Origin of the sequence: Lysinibacillus phoenicis (assembly GCF_047238325.1) — a bacterium.
GTDB classification, from domain to species: Bacteria; Bacillota; Bacilli; order Bacillales_A; family Planococcaceae; genus Lysinibacillus; species Lysinibacillus irui.
This window is the reverse complement of sequence record NZ_JBDFMP010000002.1, coordinates 1,279,601-1,298,755: the sequence shown is the minus strand read 5'-3', so window position 1 is coordinate 1,298,755 and position 19,155 is coordinate 1,279,601. Positions and strand designations below refer to the sequence as shown.

Here is a 19,155-nt window from a genome sequence, read left to right as displayed (position 1 = left end):
ATAGTATGGAGGCTTTCGATATGTCTAAAATTCAGGAATTCAATGATTTACATTCTTCACAAGAGCTCTTATTTTTAGGGAATGCTTGGGATTTATTATCGGCATTAATGTTAGAAAAGGCAGGTTTTCAAGCGATTGGCACAACAAGCTGGGGTATTGCTAATTCACTTGGCTATGCAGATGGTGAATTAATAGATTTTCAACGACATCTTAATATTATCCAAACCATTGCAGAGAATGTGAGCATACCTGTATCTGCTGATATTGAAGCAGGGTATGGATCTGATGAGCAGAGTATTATCGACAATGTATTAAGAACGGCCGATGTCGGTGTAGCTGGGATTAATATTGAGGATTCTCTCAAAAACCAAACAGGGTTAAAAAGTGTAACAGAACATTGTCGTCTACTAACAAACCTAAGGGCAGCGTTAGATTACCACGGTTTTAAAGATTTTTTTATCAACGCTAGAACGGATACGTATTTTCAATTGGAGCAACCATTTGAAGAAACCATGGTGAGAGCGAAGGCTTATGTAGAGAGTGGGGCTAGTGGTATATTTATTCCTGGATTAACGGATTTCAACGACATAAAAGCCATGACAAGTAACATAGAAGCACCCATCAATCTGCTTTCATTACCCGGCTTAACCAATTGTCAGCAGCTAAAAGAATTAGGGGTAAGGCGTTTTAGTTTTGGTAATGCACTATCAGATAAAATCATTGCATATATAACGCAACATGCTGCACAATTATTAGAAGACCAAAATACATCTTCTTTATATGTTTAATCAATGAAAATGAGGTGAGGTATACGTGGACCATCCAATCAATTTATCTTTTGAGGAGAAGTGGGAAAAGATTATAGCTTGTGATCAAACCTATGATGGGCTTTTTTATACAGCGGTTAAAACGACTAGGATTTATTGCCGTCCTTCCTGTAAATCCAGAAAACCGAAAAAGATGAATGTTGAATTTTATGAGGATTTACAAGAAGTAGAGGCTGCTGGCTATCGTGCATGTAAACGATGTCAGCCAGAGATTGAACATTCACCACATACACAATTGATTAAAAATGTAACAGCCTTTATTATCAACGAATATAAACAAAAGATGACATTACAAGATATGGCGGAGCATGTCGGCATCAGTCCATTTCATCTAGAACGGCTTTTTAAACAAGAAACAGCAGTGACACCCCGAACATATTTAGAAAAAATAAGAATTGATAAGGCTGCCCACTTATTAAGACATACAGATTTTACAAATTTAGAAATTTGCTATGAAGCAGGATTTCAAAGTCCCTCTAATTTTTATAAGGTGTTTCGACGATTGAAAAATTGCTCACCTACAGAATATCGAGGCCTTTCCTAAAAGGAGTCAGGATATGCACTGGATTAATGACGAAACTTATTTAGAAATCGTGCAGCCAAAAGAATTTAATTTTAAAGAGTGTTTGCTGTTTTTAAATAGATCCAATCAAGAAATTCTTCATTCAATAAAAGGGGATGTGCTTTACAAATTACTGAATATTGATGAACAGCTTATTTTATGTAAAATCAGTGAGCAAGACAATAACATAAAAGTGGAATTTCCAATGGATCAACCAATAGCCAATGTAAGAGAAAAAATCGTCCAGTATCTAATGGAATGGTTTGAAGTAAAGCAAGATTTGGCTTGTTTTTATAAGATGGCTAACCGAGATAAAATCCTACAGCCACTTGTTGAAAAATATAGTGGTCTACGATTAATCGGTATACCTGATTTATTTGAAGCGCTAGTTTGGGCTATTATTGGTCAACAAATCAATTTAACATTTGCCTATACACTAAAAAAACGATTTGTCGAGCAATTTGGAGAGTATGTAAGCTTCGAGGGGCAAAGCTACTGGCTATTTCCACCGCCAGAAAAGATCGCTGCCATTCAGGTGGAAGATTTAAGAAGTCTCCAATTTACGTTAAGAAAGTCGGAGTACATTATTGATATTGCAAAAAGTATGGCAAGTGGTCAATTGACAAAAGAGTTGTTGAAGCAAAAAGATAACTACGAGGACAAGAAAAAAAGTTTAATGGCTATTAGAGGCATTGGTGCATGGACCGCAGACTATGTGCTGATGAAATGTTTACAAGAGCCGTCTGCCTTTCCAATCACAGATGTTGGTTTGCACAATGCGTTAAAAACTCAATTAGCGTTAGAACGAAAACCAACGATAGAGGAAATCAACCACTATGCGATACATTGGCAAGGTTGGCAGGCTTATGCCACCTTTTATTTATGGAGGTCTCTATATGAAAAAGTATAAAGTAGATTACAAATCACCAATTGGAGTAATTGAAATAGAGGGTAGTGATAGCGCTATTTATGGAATTAATTTTGCGGAGCGGGATGAAATTATCCATATTCCTCAACAAGATACACCGAAAGTTCTGATGGAATGTGCCAAACAGTTGCAAGAGTATTTTATAGGTGAACGTCATGACTTTTCATTTCCCTACGTAGTTGAAGGAACAGACTTTCAACAAGCGGTTTGGCAAGCTTTACCGACTGTAAGCTATGGTGAAACGGCTTCCTATAAGGATATTGCTGTAGCTATTAACAATGAAAAAGCTGTAAGAGCTGTTGGTAGTGCAAATGGCAAAAATAATATTAGTATCGTTGTTCCCTGTCATCGCATTATTGGCTCTAATGGAACGTTGACAGGGTATGGCGGCGGGATGTGGCGCAAAGAATGGCTTCTTCAGCATGAACAAACCTATAAAAATCCATCAGAGTAATATTTGTTTGAGTACCCTTCTTTGGTCGCAATATCACTGTGCAGCCATTTCTTAGGACTGTATAAAAAAGTGGTTATTGCAAAAAATAAGACCGTCAAAATGGCGGTTTTAATGACTAGTCTTTGTCATTTTATCGCTTCTTATGACACTTCTCTGCTAAGAAATTAGCTTGGAGTATAGACGATAAAGGAGGTGTACTCATGAGCGTACTTTATAGAATTGCCTTAATATTAGTCATTATAGGTGCAATCAACTGGGGACTCATTGGATTCTTTAGATTTGATTTAGTGGCTTATTTATTTGGTGGACAAACTGCGGTCTTATCTCGATGGATATATGCCCTTGTTGGGCTTGCGGGACTGATCACGATTCCAATTCTGATGAAGCGATTTGAAGATGAGGAGGATGTAGATACATTCTCTCGTATGGACAGAAATCCTAGCTATGGTATGGAGGCTGGGGAAGAAGCAGATTTTACTGAAGTAACAAAAAAAGAAGTAAAAACTGTAGAGAAAAAAGACAAAAAATAATGTATGTAAAAACTGGGTCCACCCGTTTTTGAGAAACATTCGCCTAGTTCCTTCAAGGGAGCTAGGCGAATGTTTACTTTTAGAATTATTTATTTAGAAAAGGTTCAGCCCAAGGCCATGTTCCGAACAGCAAGTCAGCGATTTATTCATGCTATTGTTTAATGGAATGTAATGCTTGTACAAAATTTTTAACGATAAAATCTTTCTCATCAGAGGAAATAATCAATGGGGGAGATAATGTCAGAACATTATTAAACCCAGCAACGGTTACGCCATTTTTCCCAATGATTAACCCCAGTTCCTTACACTGTGCAATCACTTTGTTTACAAGTGTGACATCGAGTGGTGTTTTGCTGTCTTTATCTTGTACAAGCTCTACGCCAATTAATAAGCCCTTACCGCGAATATCCCCAACATGTGGGTGCTCCTTTAATTGCTCCTGTAAGGCCGTAAGAAGCGTATCACCAAGTGTAGCAGAGTGAGTAAATAAATTTTCCTGCTCCATTATTTCAATATTTTTCAATGCTACAGCACAAGCTGCTGGTGATCCACCGAACGTATTGACATGGCGGAAAAAGTCATATTCCTCACTACCTGCAAAAGCCTCGTAAATTTCACGTCGAACGGCAGTTGCTGATAGTGGCATATAAGCGCTTGTCAAACCCTTTGCCATTGTAACAATGTCAGGCTGAATGCCGTAATTTTGGAACCCGAAAGCTTTGCCTGTACGTCCAAAACCACAAATTACTTCATCGACAATGAGCAGTGCGCCATGCTTCTCACAAATAGCTTTGACTCCTTGTAGGTAGTTGTCGTGAGGCATAATCACACCACCACCAGTAATGATAGGCTCCATAATGACTGCAGCAATTGAATCTGACATTTCCCATGTCATTACATGATCGATCGCTTGCACAGATGGCAGTGCACAAGGATCTTTACTTTTAATATGGTCTTCATTTGCACGATACGAGTCAGGTGGTGTGACATGTAAAAAACCAGGTGCTAATGGCTCGTATTTATATTTACGTTGAGCTTGTCCTGTAGCGGCTAATGCACCCATCGAACTACCATGATATGCACGGTAACGAGAAATGATTTTTGTTCGATTGACGTGTCCTTTTTGTTGATGATATTGTCGAGCAATTTTAAAAGCAGCCTCATTTGCTTCAGAGCCGCTATTAGAGAAAAAGACGACATAGTCATCCCCTAATAGCTCACTTATCTTTTCACTTAGCTGGATGGCGGGAATATGGCCAACAGATAAAGGTGTATACGTATTTTCAAGTAACTGCTCATAGGCAACTTTCGCAATGTCTTCTCGGCCATAGCCAACATTTACGCACCATAAACCAGCCATAGCATCTAAATAACGTTTTCCTTCAATGTCGGTAATCCATGCTCCTTTAGAAGATTGGACAATCATCGTAGCATTCGGATTATATGGTTTCATTGAATGCCATACATATTGTTCATCCTTCACTTGCCAATTTGGACTTGTTACATTTGTCACAAAGCTTCACTCCTTCTTAACAGGTAGATGATTAGCATGCATACGTTTTAGTCAGATGTGGACAACAAAATGCACAGTCGTCCCCATTTATACTTTATATGTATGCCGCCAAAATTTTAGAAGGAGGATTTATAAATAGAAAATCCAGATAATTAAACAACCTGCTAATTCTATTGATGTGTTAAAACATCCTCTATTAAAAAGGCAATATATAAGTTTGTCTTTGTAAAGGAGTTGCTTAAGTCAATATCCAATAGCATTTCAATTTTTTTTATTTTATAAAGGACCGTATTGCGATGAATAAATTGTCGTTCACTAATCCGACTTGTACTGCCATTCTCTTCAACAAATACACGTAAAAAAGGGACATAATCAGTATTGTGCATTTCATCATAGCGATAGAGCTGGCCTAAAATATCCTGACTAAAGGACTTCATCAATCGTTGGTTTTGCACCGCCATCAGAATTTTATAGGCACCAATTTCTTTATAGCTATATAAGTAACGGTTGTTATGGAGCTGTGCTAAATGAAGGACCATTAAAGATTCATCATAGCTTTTGCGAACATTTTCGAGCTCTTTATGGTAGTTGCCTTTTCCAATAATAATATCCAAGTAACCATTTTTTAATGTGATTTTATCGTAGATTTCTTCAACGATTTTTGAGAAGGGTGTATTTGGTGTAATGATTTGTGCTTTATCAATTAAAAAAATGAGGTAATTTTTATGCTTTAATTTTAAGAAGCGTTGATAGCGATTTTGAAAAGCAAATTGTATCATCACTTCATAACGATCGATGGTGGCTTGCGTGCCAGTAGTTGTGCAAGTAATGATCGCTAATTCTCTTCCTTGAGGAAATCCTAGCTGTGCTAATTGATCTTTTATAGAGTTAGCGTTTGCTTTGTAATGAAAAAGTAGATTGAACAGAACCTTTTCTTCGATGGAAAGCTCTTGATGGTGGTTGGCAATAAACTGAAAGGTAGTTTTTAATAGATCAGCAATACGGTAACTCCATGGCATTTGAAAAATAGGGAAATCATGTTGGTTTGCAAAAGAGATGACGGCTTCAGGAATAGTAGGAATGAATGGCCCTATGTTGATAATAAAGCCCGCTACTTTTTTCGCGTACGCTTGTTTGACAAGCTGTTCTAGAGAATCTTCCTGTGCATCTAAATTAATGCCTGTTGTGACGACTAATTCATTGGGTCTACAAAACATAATTAGATCATTGCTTTCCACAACATTAATACCAGTAACTCTGCGATACGTACCACTATGTCCAGCGACTAATGTAAGCATTGGGAATTGAATTCCCTCAACAATTTTACGAATCGTCCCCATATTTTCCCCCCCTTAATTATGAACATAACTTACCATATATAATGTGCAGTTGCACATATTTTTTTAGTTTACTTTCCATATCTCACAAATTTTATCTATTTTAGAATGTTTAATAACTACTGTGAAAGAGAGGACTTGCATATGTATAAATGTAATAGTAGACGATTGCAAGAGTTAATTGAACAGTTCAGTCAATTTGGAGCCACTGACAATGGTGGCGTTACACGTTTATCTCTTTCGGATGAGGATGTTTTAGCTAGAAACTATTTTTGTGAATGTTGTAAAGCGTTAGGTATGGATATACAGGTAGATGATATGGGAAATATTTATGCCACTCTTCCTGGCAAAAAGGATATGCCACCTATCGTCATGGGTTCCCATCTAGATTCAGTTGAAAAAGGTGGGAGATTTGATGGCGTGTTAGGTGTACTTACAGCTATCGAGGCCATTCGAACAATTAAGGAAAATGAAATTGAGATGGATATCCCACTTATGATTGTGAATTTTACCAATGAAGAGGGCGCACGTTTTGACCCGGCCATGATGAGTTCAGGGGTAATTACCTCAAAATTCGACAAAGAAAAAATGCTGCAATCTACAGATAAAAATGGTATTCGCTTTCACGAAGCATTACAGGCAAGTGGCTATGAGGGAGAGCAAGAAAATCGACTAAAAGAAGCACTTGCTTATATTGAATTGCACATTGAACAAGGACCCGTTTTAGAGGCAAAACAACGTGAAATCGGTGTTGTCGAAGGTGTGCTCGGCATGGTCTGCTATGAAATTACGATTACTGGACAATCAAATCATGCAGGTACAACGCCGATGTCGATGCGTAAAGACCCGATGATTGTAGCATCGACGATTATTACAGAGCTCCATGAGCAATTAGGGAAAATTGACGAACAACTTGTTTTTACCTTTGGTCGCATGAATGTTTCGCCAAATATTCATACAGTCATCCCGAATAAGGTGACATTTACCATCGATTCACGCCATCAAGATCCAGAGGTGATGCAACAGGTTGAGGATATTCTTAATGCGCTTCCAGAGACAGCAGGAGGGTGCAGCATTCATCCTACTAAACTATGGGGGAGAGAGACAGTGTATTTTGATGCAGCCATTTGCGATGAAGTAGAAAGAGCATGTCAGAGCTTCGGCTATTCTGCACATCGTATGTTTAGTGGGGCTGGACATGATGCCCAGTATATGGCGAGTATGGTTCCGTCCGCCATGATTTTTGTCCCAAGTATTGAAGGCAAGAGTCATTGTGAGGAGGAGGAAACAACATTTGAGGATTGTGCAAAAGGTGCAGATATTTTGCTCGAAACAGTTTTAACGCTGCAAACAAAGTTTAGTATAGGTGAAACATATACATTGCATTAAACATCAAGCATTCTCTAATTTTGTAATGAAGGGTGAGGGGCACAATGAAAAAAATCATTAAAGGTGGACGAGTAGCAACAGCTGCTGATGTATTTGAGGCAGATATTCTAATTGACAACGGTAAAATTGTTCAAATTGGCCAGAACTTAACGGATGCTGGCGCTGAAATCATTGATGCGACAGGTAAGTACGTATTGCCTGGTGGCATTGATCCTCATACGCATTTAGATATGCCATTCAATAATACAGTGACAGATGACGATTGGAAATCAGGTACGATAGCCGCAGCTTTTGGTGGGACAACTACTATTTTAGATTTTTGTTTAACAGCGGGAGAAGAAAAATTATCGACAGCAGTGGAGAAATGGCATGAAAAGGCGAAAGGAAAGTCTGCTATTGACTATGGTTTCCATCTGATGATTGGTGATTTAACACCTGAAACAGAAGCTGAATTACCCCAACTATTAGAGCAGGAGGGCATTACTTCTGTAAAAGTCTTTATGGCTTATGCAAAAGAATTCCAAGCGACAGATCGTACACTATTTAAAGCCTTTAAAATCGCCAAAGATCTTGGCGCAGTGGTCATGGTGCATTGTGAGAATGGCTCTGTCATTGATGAGCTTGTCGAGGAAGCAAGACGTGCGGGACATAAAGAACCGATTTATCATGCACTGACTCGACCAGCCGAATTAGAGGGTGAGGCGACAAAGCGTGCCATCGAATTAGCTCATATAGCAGGAGCGAAGCTATATGTGGTTCATGTAACATGTAAAGAAGCAGTAGATGAAATTATTGCAGCTCGTGAAAAAGGGTATGACGTCTATGGTGAAACATGTCCACCATATTTAACACTCGATCAATCAGCTTTAGCGCAGCCAGGCTTTGAGGGAGCAAAATATGTCTGGTCACCACCACTTCGTCCGAAATATCATCAAGAACATTTATGGAATGCATTAAAGGCCAAGCAGCTACAGACAATTGGCTCTGACCAATGCTCTTTTAGCTTTAAGGGTAAAAAACAGCTTGGCCTAAATGATTTCTCAAAAATTCCAAACGGTGGGCCATTCATTGAGGATCGCTTTAGTATTTTATATTCGGAAGGTGTTGCAAAAGGTAGAATTACAATCCATGAATTTGTTGATATGATTTCTACAAGTGCAGCCAAAATATTTGGGCTATTCCCGCAAAAAGGAACGATTGCTATCGGTTCAGATGCGGATATCGTAATTTTTGATCCAGAGGCAAAACGCCAAATTTCTGCTAAAACACATCACATGAATGTGGACTATAACCCTTATGAAGGCTGGGACGTTACAGGTGAGCCGGTTAGCGTACTGGTTCGTGGGGAATACGTCATTAAAAATAAAGAATTTGTAGGGGTACTTGGTAGTGGACAATATATTAAACGTCCATTAAAAACAGTAGCTGCGGAAGCACTAAATATTTAGCTTCCTTCAGTATAGGACCGATTGTTTTGATGGAGAGCAAAGCAATCGGTCTAGTAATTGATGTACGGAAAAAATGCTCACATGAGGGGGATGTGGAAATGGTTCCGATTCAAGAAAATGAAATGACCATACAGCTTAGACGTAATTTTATGGAATTAAAAAGCAAAATGACAAAGAATGAGGCTATTGAGGAAGCCAACCGTTGTCTGTATTGCTATGATGCACCATGTATTAAAGCTTGTCCAACAAGCATTCAAATCCCAAATTTCATAAAAAAAATTGCATCTGGTAATATGAAGGGTTCTGCTACGACTATATTAGAAGCAAATCCTATTGGTGCAAGCTGTGCAAGGGTTTGTCCTACGGAAGAATTATGTGAAGGGGCGTGTGTCTTAAATTCTTCTACAAAGCCAATTAAAATTGGTGAGTTACAGCGTTATGCAACAGATTGGGCAATGGAAACCAATACACAGCTATTTAAGCCAGGACAAAATAACGGACAAAAAGTAGCAATCATCGGGGCGGGTCCTGCTGGCTTATCAGCAGCACGAGAGCTTGGCCGTTTAGGCTACCAGGTAACAATCTATGAGGCAGAAGAGAAGGCTGGCGGACTAGGAAGCTATGGAATTGTGGCATTCCGTTTACCTAATGAAGTAGTGGATTGGGAAGTGGAGCAAATTGAACAGCTTGGCGTGAACATTCAAACGAATACAGCAGTCGGTGTGGATATTTCTGCTGATGAAATTTTGGCGCAATATGACAGTGTAATTTTAGCTGTCGGTATGGGGGCTGTACCGAATCTGGGCATTGAAGGGGAAGATTTAGAAGGTGTGCATGATGCCATTGAGTTTGTTCGAAAAACAAAAATGGGACCGCTTACAAATGACATCGTTGGGAAAAAAGTAGCTGTTATTGGTGCTGGAAATACAGCAATTGATGGTGCGACAAGTGCGGTGCGATTAGGGGCAGAAAATGTACAAATTCTTTATCGCAGAACACAAAAAGAAATGACTGCTTACAAATTTGAATATGAATTTGCGAAGCAGGATGGTGTGGAATTTAAATGGCTGACTGCGCCGAAGAAAATTATTGGCGATGAAGCTGGCAAGGTGACAGGTATTGAGTGTGTAAAAATGAAGCTTGGTGAGGCAGGTCCTGATGGTCGACAAAGACCAGAAGAGGTCCAAGGCTCTAATTTTATTATTGAAGTGGATGCTGTCATTAAAGCGATTGGGCAAACTCGTTTTGTTTCATTAATCGAAGCCTTTGGTTTAGCTCATACAAACGGTGTTGTCGATATTGATGAGACGACAATGCAAACGTCTAATGACAAAGTATTTGCCTGTGGAGATGTTGTCTTTGGCAATGGACAGGGTGAAGCGATGGTGGTGACCGCTGTGCAGCAAGGGAAAGATGCAGCATATAAGATTCATGAACGTTTAAGAAAACCAAGTGAGATTGCATAAAGTGAACCTTCAAACAGTGGGGGTTTTCTACATCCTTCACTGATTGTTAGTTTCACCAATCAGGATAAAGGGGGAACTTACATGGCAGACTTACGCATTAATTTAGCGGGCATCAAATCGCCGAATCCATTTTGGCTAGCATCCGCACCACCGACAAATTCGGGTTATCAAGTACAGCGTGCATTTGAAGCAGGCTGGGGTGGCGCTGTTTGGAAAACGTTAGGAGAACCGATTTTAAATGTGTCCTCCCGTTTTGCCGCTGTGAGTTTTAATGGTCAACGTGTGGCAGGCTTTAATAATATCGAATTAATTACGGATCGACCATTAGAAGTAAATTTACAAGAAATTTATGACACGAAAAAGAAATTTCCTAATCACGCAATTATTGCCTCCCTAATGGTGGAGCCGAAGCAGGAAAAGTGGCATGAAATTGTGAAGCGAGTAGAAGATGTGGGGGTTGATGGTCTTGAGCTTAACTTTGGTTGTCCACATGGGATGGCAGAACGAGGCATGGGTTCTGCCTCTGGTCAAGTCCCTGAATTGGTGGAAAAACAAACGTACTGGGTAAAGGAAGCGGCACGTACACCTGTGATTGTTAAGCTAACGCCAAACATTACGGATATTACAGTAACGGCGGAAGCAGCGACAAGAGGTGGAGCAGATGCAGTTAGTATGATTAATACAATTAATAGTTTAGCCGGTGTCGATTTAGATTCTTGGAACACTATACCGCATGTTGCAGGAAAAGGGGCGCACGGTGGCTATTGTGGTCCAGCTGTTAAACCGATTGCCCTCAATATGGTGGCTGAATGTGCGCGTAATCCATTAGTGAATGTACCGATTTCAGGTATTGGCGGCATCTCGAATTGGCAGGATGCAGCAGAATTTATTTTAATGGGTGCGACAGGCGTTCAGGTTTGTACAGCTGCAATGCACCATGGCTTTAGTATTGTAGAAGATATGATTGATGGTCTAAATAATTATTTGGACGATAAAGGCCTAGCTTCAGTTATGGATTTAGTTGGTCGCTCTGTACAAAGGTATTCAAACTGGGGTGATTTAGATTTAAATTATAAAATTGTCGCAGAAATAAATAACGATGTGTGTATTAATTGTAATAAGTGCCATATTGCCTGTGAGGATACATCTCATCAATGTATCGATCTGTATACAGAGGATGGCCGTCCAATGTTAAAAGTGCGAGAGGAAGATTGTGTCGGCTGTAATTTATGTTCCATTGTTTGTCCAGTCGATGGTGCCATTTCAATGGTTGAACGTAAATCAACAATTCCACCAATGACTTGGAATGAACGCCAATCACTGCTTAGCAGTCTTTCCAAATAAAGTACCTTTTATCGTGAATGAAGATAAAGATGAATAAAATCGAAATTCCACCTTCCTTCAGCCATTTTTAGTGAGGGAAGGCTTAACTTCAAGTAGGTTGTCACGGAAATTTAAGAAAAAGGAGAGAAATAGGATGGAACGTGAAGGGAATTATTTAAAATCCCCAGATTTACTTCCAGTGACACATCAACAAAGAAATATTGGAACATTTGGTTTTGCGGTAATTTGGGTAGGAATGGCGATTGTATTAGCGGCTTTTGCTATCGGTGGTTCAGCAATAATGAACTTATCATTGCCAATGGTCATATTTGCAACATTGGTAGGTTCCTGTTTAATCGGTGTCTTTATGACGTTAATTGGTGATATTGGGATAGAGCATGGGCTTTCTTTCCCTGTTTATATGCGCGCACCATTCGGTACATTTGGTACCCATATACCATCCCTTGTACGTGGTGTTACTGCTGCATGTTGGTTCGGTCTTAATACCTATTTCGGTGCGTTAGCAATAAACGGTATTTTAAACTTATTATTTGGTTTTGATAATTGGTTTATCTGTTTCCTTGTTTTTGCAGCACTTCAACTCTTTAATACATCACTAGGCATTAAATCCATTGAACGCTTTGCTGATTTAGCAGCACCTGTCATTATTTTAATTTCTTGCTGGATGTATTACACATTGGCAGATAATGCTACATCTCAAGGGAAAAATGTTTGGACATGGGTGGAAACTCCAACAACAGGCTTTGCCGCCTTTACCGCGTTTATGGTAGTGGTAATGGCAAATATGGGCTTCTGGGCAACACTGGCAGCTGACATGCCGTCCTTGTCTCGGTTTTTTAAAGCACCTAAAAATGAGCGTAACTGGTTCAAACGTAATAAAACACAGCTCGTTGGGTCATTGATTGTTATGCCGATTACCAACACATTCATTGTAACAATTGGCGCTGTTTGTTATATGGCTGTAGCTTCAGCTGATCCAATCAATGCTTTACAGCAAAGTGCAAGCGGCTTTATTTTAGGGATTTTATTGTTGATGATTGTGTTAGCGCAATGGTCAACTAATACATCAGCCAATGTTGTACCAGCGGCTACTATTTTCTCTAATATTGGTGGACCAAAAGTACCGTTTTGGGTAGGGGTTGTTATTGCAGGTATAATTGGAATTCTGGCACAGCCATGGAGTCTATTTGATGTCATGGTCAATGTCCTATTAATAATTGGTGGTATTTTAACGGCCATCGTCGGTATTTTATTTGCTGATTATTACCTACTCCGTAAGCGTCGTGTACACGTTAAAGACCTTTATGAATTAAACGGGCAATTTAAATATTATAAGGGCTTTAATATGGCTGGATTAATTGCCTGGGTAATTGGGGGCGCTATTGCGAATATATTTGCAACCTATTCCTCGCTAGTAGGGTTTGTTGTAGGAGCGGCTGTATATTATGTATTGGCGAAGTATTGGTGGTTTAAAAAATATCCTCAGGCAGAGCTAGATGATCCAAGCGATGATAAATATTTAGGCATTACGGTTGGGCATAATTTGGATGAAATATTTGGCCAACCAGCAGCTGCTCCAGAGGAAGATGAACTGGTGGAGCAAGCAGATCCTCTGTTAGAAATGAAGGGTGCCGAGTAAGAAAGACAACATCTTGACATTTTCAAAAGAAGGTGAGGTGATGGCATGTCTGAATTCCAACAAAGCACAGAGGAAATCCAAAAAGTGGATCATTATTTAGATAGTGGCTTCAAAATCAAATATGTCTACGAAAACTTAAGTGGGATGTTTGTCGAATTTGCTCGCCAAGATGAAGTAACATTGCTGCAAATTTTAACAGCAGATGCACGGAAATACTTCTCTGCTAAATTACAAGAACAAACTTTATTACAATAACGAAGTAAACTCTATTCCTTTCATCGTGATCGGAATAGAGTTTTTTGAATTTTTGGATTATAGTAGAGCTATATATGACAGGAATCAGCGGATGGATTCCGGGTTCTTAGAAAATGGATAAATAATTAAACAAAGAGGTGTTTCTACTGATGAGTAAAGGCATCTTTTTATTTCTATGAGCATAGCTATTCTATAAAAATAGCCATATTTTTTGTTTTTCCTAAAAATACATTTGTCTTTTTTAGAAAAATTGATTATTATTTTAAAGTAAAAACATCGTAGAAAGAACAACAGAAAAGAGGCGTAACAGAGTGGCCAATAAAGAATTAAAACGAGGATTAGAAGCACGTCATATCCAAATGATTGCGCTTGGCGGGACAATTGGAGTTGGCCTATTTATGGGCTCAGCAAGTGCTATTCAATGGACGGGTCCTTCTGTACTCCTTGCCTATGGGATTGCAGGTATTTTTATATTTTTCATTATGAGGGCAATGGGTGAGATGCTTTATATGGAGCCGAGTACTGGCTCTTTTGCGACATTTGGTTACAAATATATTCATCCGTTGGCGGGTTATTTAACTGCGTGGAGTAACTGGTTTCAATGGGTAATTGTTGGGATGTCGGAAATTATAGCAGTGGGAACGTATATGCAATATTGGTACCCTGAGTTACCAGCTTGGATACCGGGTCTTATTGCTATGGTGATATTAGGGGTTGCGAACTTTATCTCTGTCAAATCATTTGGTGAGTTTGAGTTTTGGTTTGCTATGATTAAAATCGTCACGATTATTTTGATGATTATTGCAGGGGTTGGACTAATTTTCTTTGGCTTTGGCAATGATGGTATTGCGATTGGCTTATCCAACTTATGGAGTCATGGTGGCTTCTTTACTGGTGGCTGGACAGGTTTCTTCTTTGCATTATCCTTAGTAGTCGCTGCCTATCAAGGGGTAGAGCTAATTGGGATTACGGCGGGAGAAGCAAAAAATCCGCAGAAAACAATTACCAATGCGATTCAAAGTATTATTTGGCGTATTTTAATATTTTATATCGGAGCTATTTTTGTGATTGTCACAGTCTATCCATGGGATGAACTTGGCACAATCGGTAGCCCGTTTGTTGCAACATTTGCTAAGGTTGGTATTACAGCTGCTGCAGGTATTATTAATTTTGTTGTCATCACAGCGGCTATGTCAGGCTGTAACAGTGGGATTTATAGTGCTGGACGTATGTTATATACGCTTGCTATGAATGGACAAGCACCCAAATTTTTCGCCAAGCTTTCGAGTAATGGTGTACCTTTATTTGGTACAGCTGGTGTGTTAGTTGGACTAGTTATTGGCGTTATTCTTAGCTATATTGCACCTGAAAATTTATTTGTCTATGTGTATAGTGCGAGTGTTTTACCAGGGATGATTCCATGGTTTATTATTTTAATTAGTCAAATTCGATTTAGAAAGGTGAAGGGAGCCCAACTTGCAGAGCATCCTTTCAAAATGCCTTTCGCGCCATTTACAAACTATGTAACGATTATCTTTTTAATTATGGTACTAATTGGCATGTGGTTTAATGATGATACGCGTATATCATTAATTGTCGGCATCGTTTTTTTAGTACTTGTCACAGTCAGCTACTATGTATTTGGTATTGGCAAAAACCGATACGGTAAGATTCAATAGAATAGTTTAAGAGGATGCATCTCAAAAATGGGATGCATCCTTTTTTTGCTAGCACAATTTTTACATAATTCAACTATAAAAAGCCAAACTACTAAAAAGTTTATACGATGGACATGTCTTGGGAAATCAAGGAGTTGATATGGATGCGTGGGATACCTGAACAAATCGTTGCACATTTAAAGCAGGAATTAAATGAAATAGATGATGTAAAACTGAAAATGATGGCAACGGAAGAAGGGGACGTCACGGTCATTTATTTCTCCTCTCTTATTGAAAAAATGACCTTACAAACCATGGTAATAATACCGTTGGCCAATAATTTAAAACAGATACATCAAATGTCTCAATATATAGATGCAAAGGACGTAAAGGATGTCATTAAACGATTGAATGCTGGTCAAACCTTGCTATTCTTTCATGAAACAAATGCACTTGTAAGTATGGATACATTTAGTGCACCAATAAGAGCTATAACCAATACTGAAACAGAATCAACCGTGATTGGGCCACAGGATGCATTCACAGAATCATTGGAAACCAATATTTCTTTAGTAAGAAGACGTATTCAAAGTTCTATGCTAAAAAATGAAAACCGGATTGTAGGTTCTGAGGCTAATATTAAAATATCGATCGTGTATATGGACAATATTGTGAATGACGAAAACTTGAAAAATTTAAGAAATCGTATTGATCAAGTGAATTATCCATTATTTACGGATATTTCAGTTTTAAAGCAATTAATAGAAGATAATCCGTTATCACCCTTTCCACAATATTATATGACCGTACGTCCAGATAGTGTTTGTCGGTACCTTCTAGATGGTAGAATTGTTGTGTTTATGGATAACAGTCAATTAGCGATTGTCTGCCCTACATCCTTTTTTGAGATGTTCGTTTCGATTGAGGATTATTACAACCGCTGGACAACGGCATCTTTATTAAGGATGCTGCGCTTTTTTGGTTTTTTCATAACGATCATGATTACACCAATGTATATTTCAGCTTTAACCTTCCATCCAGAAATTTTGCCTTATGAATTATTGTTAAGCCTTCAAGAGTCGAGGAGTAAGGTACCATTTCCACCTTTGATTGAAGTGTTATTTATCGAGCTAATTATTGAAGTCTTACGAGAAGCGGGCTCTCGAATGCCTGCAAAAGTCGGCCAAACAATTGGTATCGTAGGAGGTATTGTAATAGGTACGGCGGCTGTAGAAGCTGGATTACTCAGCAATATTCTAATCGTCCTGGTCGCAACATCTGCCTTATTATCGTTCCTACCACCAATCTTTTTAATGAGTAATACGAGCCGCTTTATACGATATATTTTTATTTTATCCGCAGGGCTCTTTGGTTTATTTGGCCAGATGCTCGCCTTTGCATGGTTAATCCATCATTTACTAAGTCTAAAATCTTTAGGAACAAATTATATGACACCAGGGATACCAAGAAAGCCGACAGATTTATTAGATAATGTCATCAGATTTCCATTGAAATATTTAACGAAAAAGACGGGAATTTCAAGAACTCAGACAAAACAGCAAGAAGAGAAATTAGGTGAAGACGTTGAGCACAGCTAAATTAAAGGTTTTGAACCGCTATCATGTCATCTTTTTGGCTCAAAGCATTATGATTGGTACAGGTATACTTTCGTTGCCGCAAAAAATGAGTTCGATGGGGTATACTCAGTGGCTTGTGCCGATTATATTTGGAATAACTGCTACGTTAACTCTTTGGCCAATGGTTTGGCTTTGCTCTAAATATCCTACTGAGCATTTATTTCGTATCAACGAAATATTATTAGGAAAAATCATAGGAAAGGCCATTAACCTATTTTTTGTCTTGCAATTTATTGTCTTTAGTGCAGGTATCATTAGTAATTATATGCATCTCATTCAAAGTACAGCGCTGCCTGAACAAACGATCACATTGCCTGTTATTTGTTTATTACTTTTACTTATTTACATTGTAAGTGGGGGCATAAAATCAATAGCTAGATTTTGCATGATGACTTTTTTTATAACAATCCCCATGGTCTACTTTACACGGTGGGCAATTGAAAAAGGGGAGTTTAGCCATTTACTTCCGTTATTTAATTTTAATGCGAAACAATTTTTTGATGCGTTCAAAGATGGCTATTTATCAATCCTTGGTTATGAATTAATCATGATTTATTTTCCTTATATTATGGATCAGAAAAAGGCATTTCGCCATTCGCTAATCGGGATTTGGATTAGTATTTTTCTTTGTTTTTTCACAACAGTCGTAAGTGTCATCTATTATTCTGAATGGCAATTGAAAAATGTGGAGTTTTCTGTATTGAATTTATTTAAAGCTGGTGAATTTACGTTTGTTGAACGAATAGATATTATTGGGATCACGCTATGGGTATTTTTAATATTATCATCCGTAACTGCCTATGTATGGTGTGCCAAAATAGGAATTGACTCAGTATTTAAAAAGAAAAAAATTTATATACTCTATTTAATTGCAGCTATCATATTTGTGATTGTCAAGATGCCTTTTTCCCGCGAGGTTCAAGAAAAGCTATTTGCAGCAAGTAACTATATAGGCTATATGCTAATTATTTGGCCAGTCATATTAATGCTCGTATATGCAGTTAGAAAAAAGAAGGTGGAGCAATGAATAAAAAGCTTCTATGCATCATCCTTTCCTTGTTATTGTTACTAGTTGGTTGTGCAAGAAAGGAACAAAAGGTTCCACTAGAGGATATAGGTATGGTTGGTACAATGGCTTTTGATTATATAGATGATAAGCAAATGAAATTAACCGTAGCCATTCCGCAGTATTCGCCCGAAGCACAAAAAAACACACAAATTTTCTCTGTTGCTACTGACCTTGTTTCAAATGGAATAGTAGAAATTGAAAAGCTATCAGATAAAAAGATTGTCTTTAACCAATTACGTGTTGTCTTAGTCAATGAAGAGTTTGCACGAAAAGGGCAGGTGCGAAAGGTTATTCAGCATTTATACAGAAATGCAGAGGTAGGCAATAAGGTACTTATTGCTATTGCAAAGGACAATGCAGAAACTATTTTAAAGGGAGATTATCCTGATAAACCAAACATTAATTTTTACATTAATGATCTTTTAGAGCCAAGTATTAATACGGCGTTTAATCCCAATACAAATGTCCATGATTTTATTTACACCATTTCAAATCCAGTGATAGACACAATTCTTCCTTATATTGAAAAGCTTGATGATAAGTTAGAAATAAAGGGTGTTGCTATTTTTAAAGGGAGCCATATGCATGAACTAATAAAGCCAGAGGAAGCGCTCATTATTCAAGCTATACAGGGACGAAAAAATCTGGCGCCGCTCCATTTAGATTTGCATGAGGGACATGGTGAAGAGAAGCTGATGATTGATTTAATTGAGAGTACGGTCAATATACAAAGCAATAAGGATATTGAGTCACCTAAGATAACCATTAACCTTAACATTAAAGGGACATTAAGCGAATATAAAGGCGCAAGAGAGTATGAGCTAAAAACCGCTGAGAGCATTAGTCATTTGGAGAAAGATGTTAATAAGCAGCTGAAAGAGGATATCACTAAATTTCTAGATAAATTAAAAACGATGGATGTGGATCCAAGTGGATTAAGTGAGAAATTTAGAATGTATTATCACGGAAAATGGACGACTAAAAAAACAAGGGAACTAATTAGAAAGCTAAATACAGAAGTACATGTTAAGACATCCATTATTAGTACAGGAACCTTAAAATAAAAGGACAATCAAATCTGCAATCCATTAGAGCGCAG

General features: G+C 38.3%; 17 protein-coding genes. 15 read left to right on the top strand and 2 right to left on the bottom strand.

The annotated features are described in order from the left end of the window. The first annotated feature begins 20 nt into the window (after window positions 1-20). The 5 genes from ABC382_RS08005 (at window position 21) to ABC382_RS07985 (ending at window position 3,301) form a co-directional block, all read left to right on the top strand. On the top strand, window positions 21-788 hold the full coding sequence (locus tag ABC382_RS08005; protein ID WP_312505606.1) for an isocitrate lyase/PEP mutase family protein: 768 nt from the start codon (window positions 21-23) through the stop codon (window positions 786-788). A gap of 25 nt (window positions 789-813) precedes the next feature. After that, window positions 814-1,371: a bifunctional transcriptional activator/DNA repair enzyme AdaA gene (locus ABC382_RS08000; RefSeq protein ID WP_312505604.1), complete on the top strand. Its 558-nt coding sequence runs from the start codon at window positions 814-816 to the stop codon at window positions 1,369-1,371. A gap of 13 nt (window positions 1,372-1,384) precedes the next feature. Continuing rightward, window positions 1,385-2,299 (top strand): DNA-3-methyladenine glycosylase family protein, encoded by a 915-nt coding sequence (locus tag ABC382_RS07995; RefSeq protein ID WP_322610428.1) that lies wholly within the window; start codon window positions 1,385-1,387, stop codon window positions 2,297-2,299. After that, window positions 2,286-2,771 (top strand): methylated-DNA--[protein]-cysteine S-methyltransferase, encoded by a 486-nt coding sequence (locus tag ABC382_RS07990; RefSeq protein WP_274796396.1) that lies wholly within the window; start codon window positions 2,286-2,288, stop codon window positions 2,769-2,771. The genes ABC382_RS07995 and ABC382_RS07990 overlap by 14 nt, the downstream gene beginning before the upstream one ends. A 200-nt stretch (window positions 2,772-2,971) precedes the next feature. Beyond that, window positions 2,972-3,301, top strand: a complete 330-nt coding sequence (locus ABC382_RS07985) for a DUF378 domain-containing protein (RefSeq protein WP_274796397.1) — start codon at window positions 2,972-2,974, stop codon at window positions 3,299-3,301. Between the two features lie 151 nt (window positions 3,302-3,452). Here ABC382_RS07985 and ABC382_RS07980 read toward each other — a convergent pair whose 3' ends face one another. Both ABC382_RS07980 and ABC382_RS07975 read right to left on the bottom strand, forming a co-directional pair. Then, the gene (locus ABC382_RS07980) at window positions 3,453-4,814 is read right to left on the bottom strand and encodes an aspartate aminotransferase family protein (RefSeq protein WP_312505599.1); all 1,362 of its coding nucleotides are present in this window, start codon (window positions 4,812-4,814) and stop codon (window positions 3,453-3,455) included. 170 nt (window positions 4,815-4,984) lie between these two features. After that, complete coding sequence (locus ABC382_RS07975; protein ID WP_274796399.1) at window positions 4,985-6,154, bottom strand: PucR family transcriptional regulator; 1,170 nt, start codon at window positions 6,152-6,154, stop codon at window positions 4,985-4,987. Window positions 6,155-6,295: 141 nt separating this feature from the next. On the opposite strand from ABC382_RS07975, the gene ABC382_RS07970 reads away from it, so the two are divergent. The 10 genes from ABC382_RS07970 (at window position 6,296) to ABC382_RS07925 (ending at window position 19,120) form a co-directional block, all read left to right on the top strand. After that, window positions 6,296-7,540: a Zn-dependent hydrolase gene (locus ABC382_RS07970; protein WP_312505597.1), complete on the top strand. Its 1,245-nt coding sequence runs from the start codon at window positions 6,296-6,298 to the stop codon at window positions 7,538-7,540. Window positions 7,541-7,584: 44 nt separating this feature from the next. Next, the gene (hydA, locus tag ABC382_RS07965; protein WP_274796402.1) at window positions 7,585-8,988 is read left to right on the top strand and encodes a dihydropyrimidinase; all 1,404 of its coding nucleotides are present in this window, start codon (window positions 7,585-7,587) and stop codon (window positions 8,986-8,988) included. 98 nt (window positions 8,989-9,086) lie between these two features. After that, complete coding sequence (locus ABC382_RS07960; protein WP_313471607.1) at window positions 9,087-10,454, top strand: NAD(P)-dependent oxidoreductase; 1,368 nt, start codon at window positions 9,087-9,089, stop codon at window positions 10,452-10,454. Window positions 10,455-10,535: 81 nt separating this feature from the next. Beyond that, window positions 10,536-11,798, top strand: a complete 1,263-nt coding sequence (gene preA / locus ABC382_RS07955) for an NAD-dependent dihydropyrimidine dehydrogenase subunit PreA (RefSeq protein WP_312505593.1) — start codon at window positions 10,536-10,538, stop codon at window positions 11,796-11,798. 133 nt (window positions 11,799-11,931) lie between these two features. Continuing rightward, window positions 11,932-13,437: an NCS1 family transporter gene (locus ABC382_RS07950; RefSeq protein WP_274796406.1), complete on the top strand. Its 1,506-nt coding sequence runs from the start codon at window positions 11,932-11,934 to the stop codon at window positions 13,435-13,437. Window positions 13,438-13,482: 45 nt separating this feature from the next. Next, the gene (locus ABC382_RS07945) at window positions 13,483-13,692 is read left to right on the top strand and encodes a hypothetical protein (RefSeq protein ID WP_274796408.1); all 210 of its coding nucleotides are present in this window, start codon (window positions 13,483-13,485) and stop codon (window positions 13,690-13,692) included. A 311-nt stretch (window positions 13,693-14,003) separates the two neighbouring features. Beyond that, on the top strand, window positions 14,004-15,371 hold the full coding sequence (locus ABC382_RS07940; RefSeq protein WP_312505591.1) for an amino acid permease: 1,368 nt from the start codon (window positions 14,004-14,006) through the stop codon (window positions 15,369-15,371). Between the two features lie 143 nt (window positions 15,372-15,514). Further along, the gene (locus tag ABC382_RS07935; RefSeq protein WP_312505589.1) at window positions 15,515-16,948 is read left to right on the top strand and encodes a spore germination protein; all 1,434 of its coding nucleotides are present in this window, start codon (window positions 15,515-15,517) and stop codon (window positions 16,946-16,948) included. Next, a complete protein-coding gene (locus tag ABC382_RS07930; protein ID WP_312505778.1) occupies window positions 16,935-18,014 on the top strand; it encodes a GerAB/ArcD/ProY family transporter in 1,080 nt (359 codons plus the stop codon). The genes ABC382_RS07935 and ABC382_RS07930 overlap by 14 nt, the downstream gene beginning before the upstream one ends. Then, window positions 18,011-19,120: a Ger(x)C family spore germination protein gene (locus tag ABC382_RS07925; protein WP_412926703.1), complete on the top strand. Its 1,110-nt coding sequence runs from the start codon at window positions 18,011-18,013 to the stop codon at window positions 19,118-19,120. Before ABC382_RS07930 ends, ABC382_RS07925 begins: the two co-directional genes overlap by 4 nt. Window positions 19,121-19,155 lie beyond the last annotated feature (35 nt).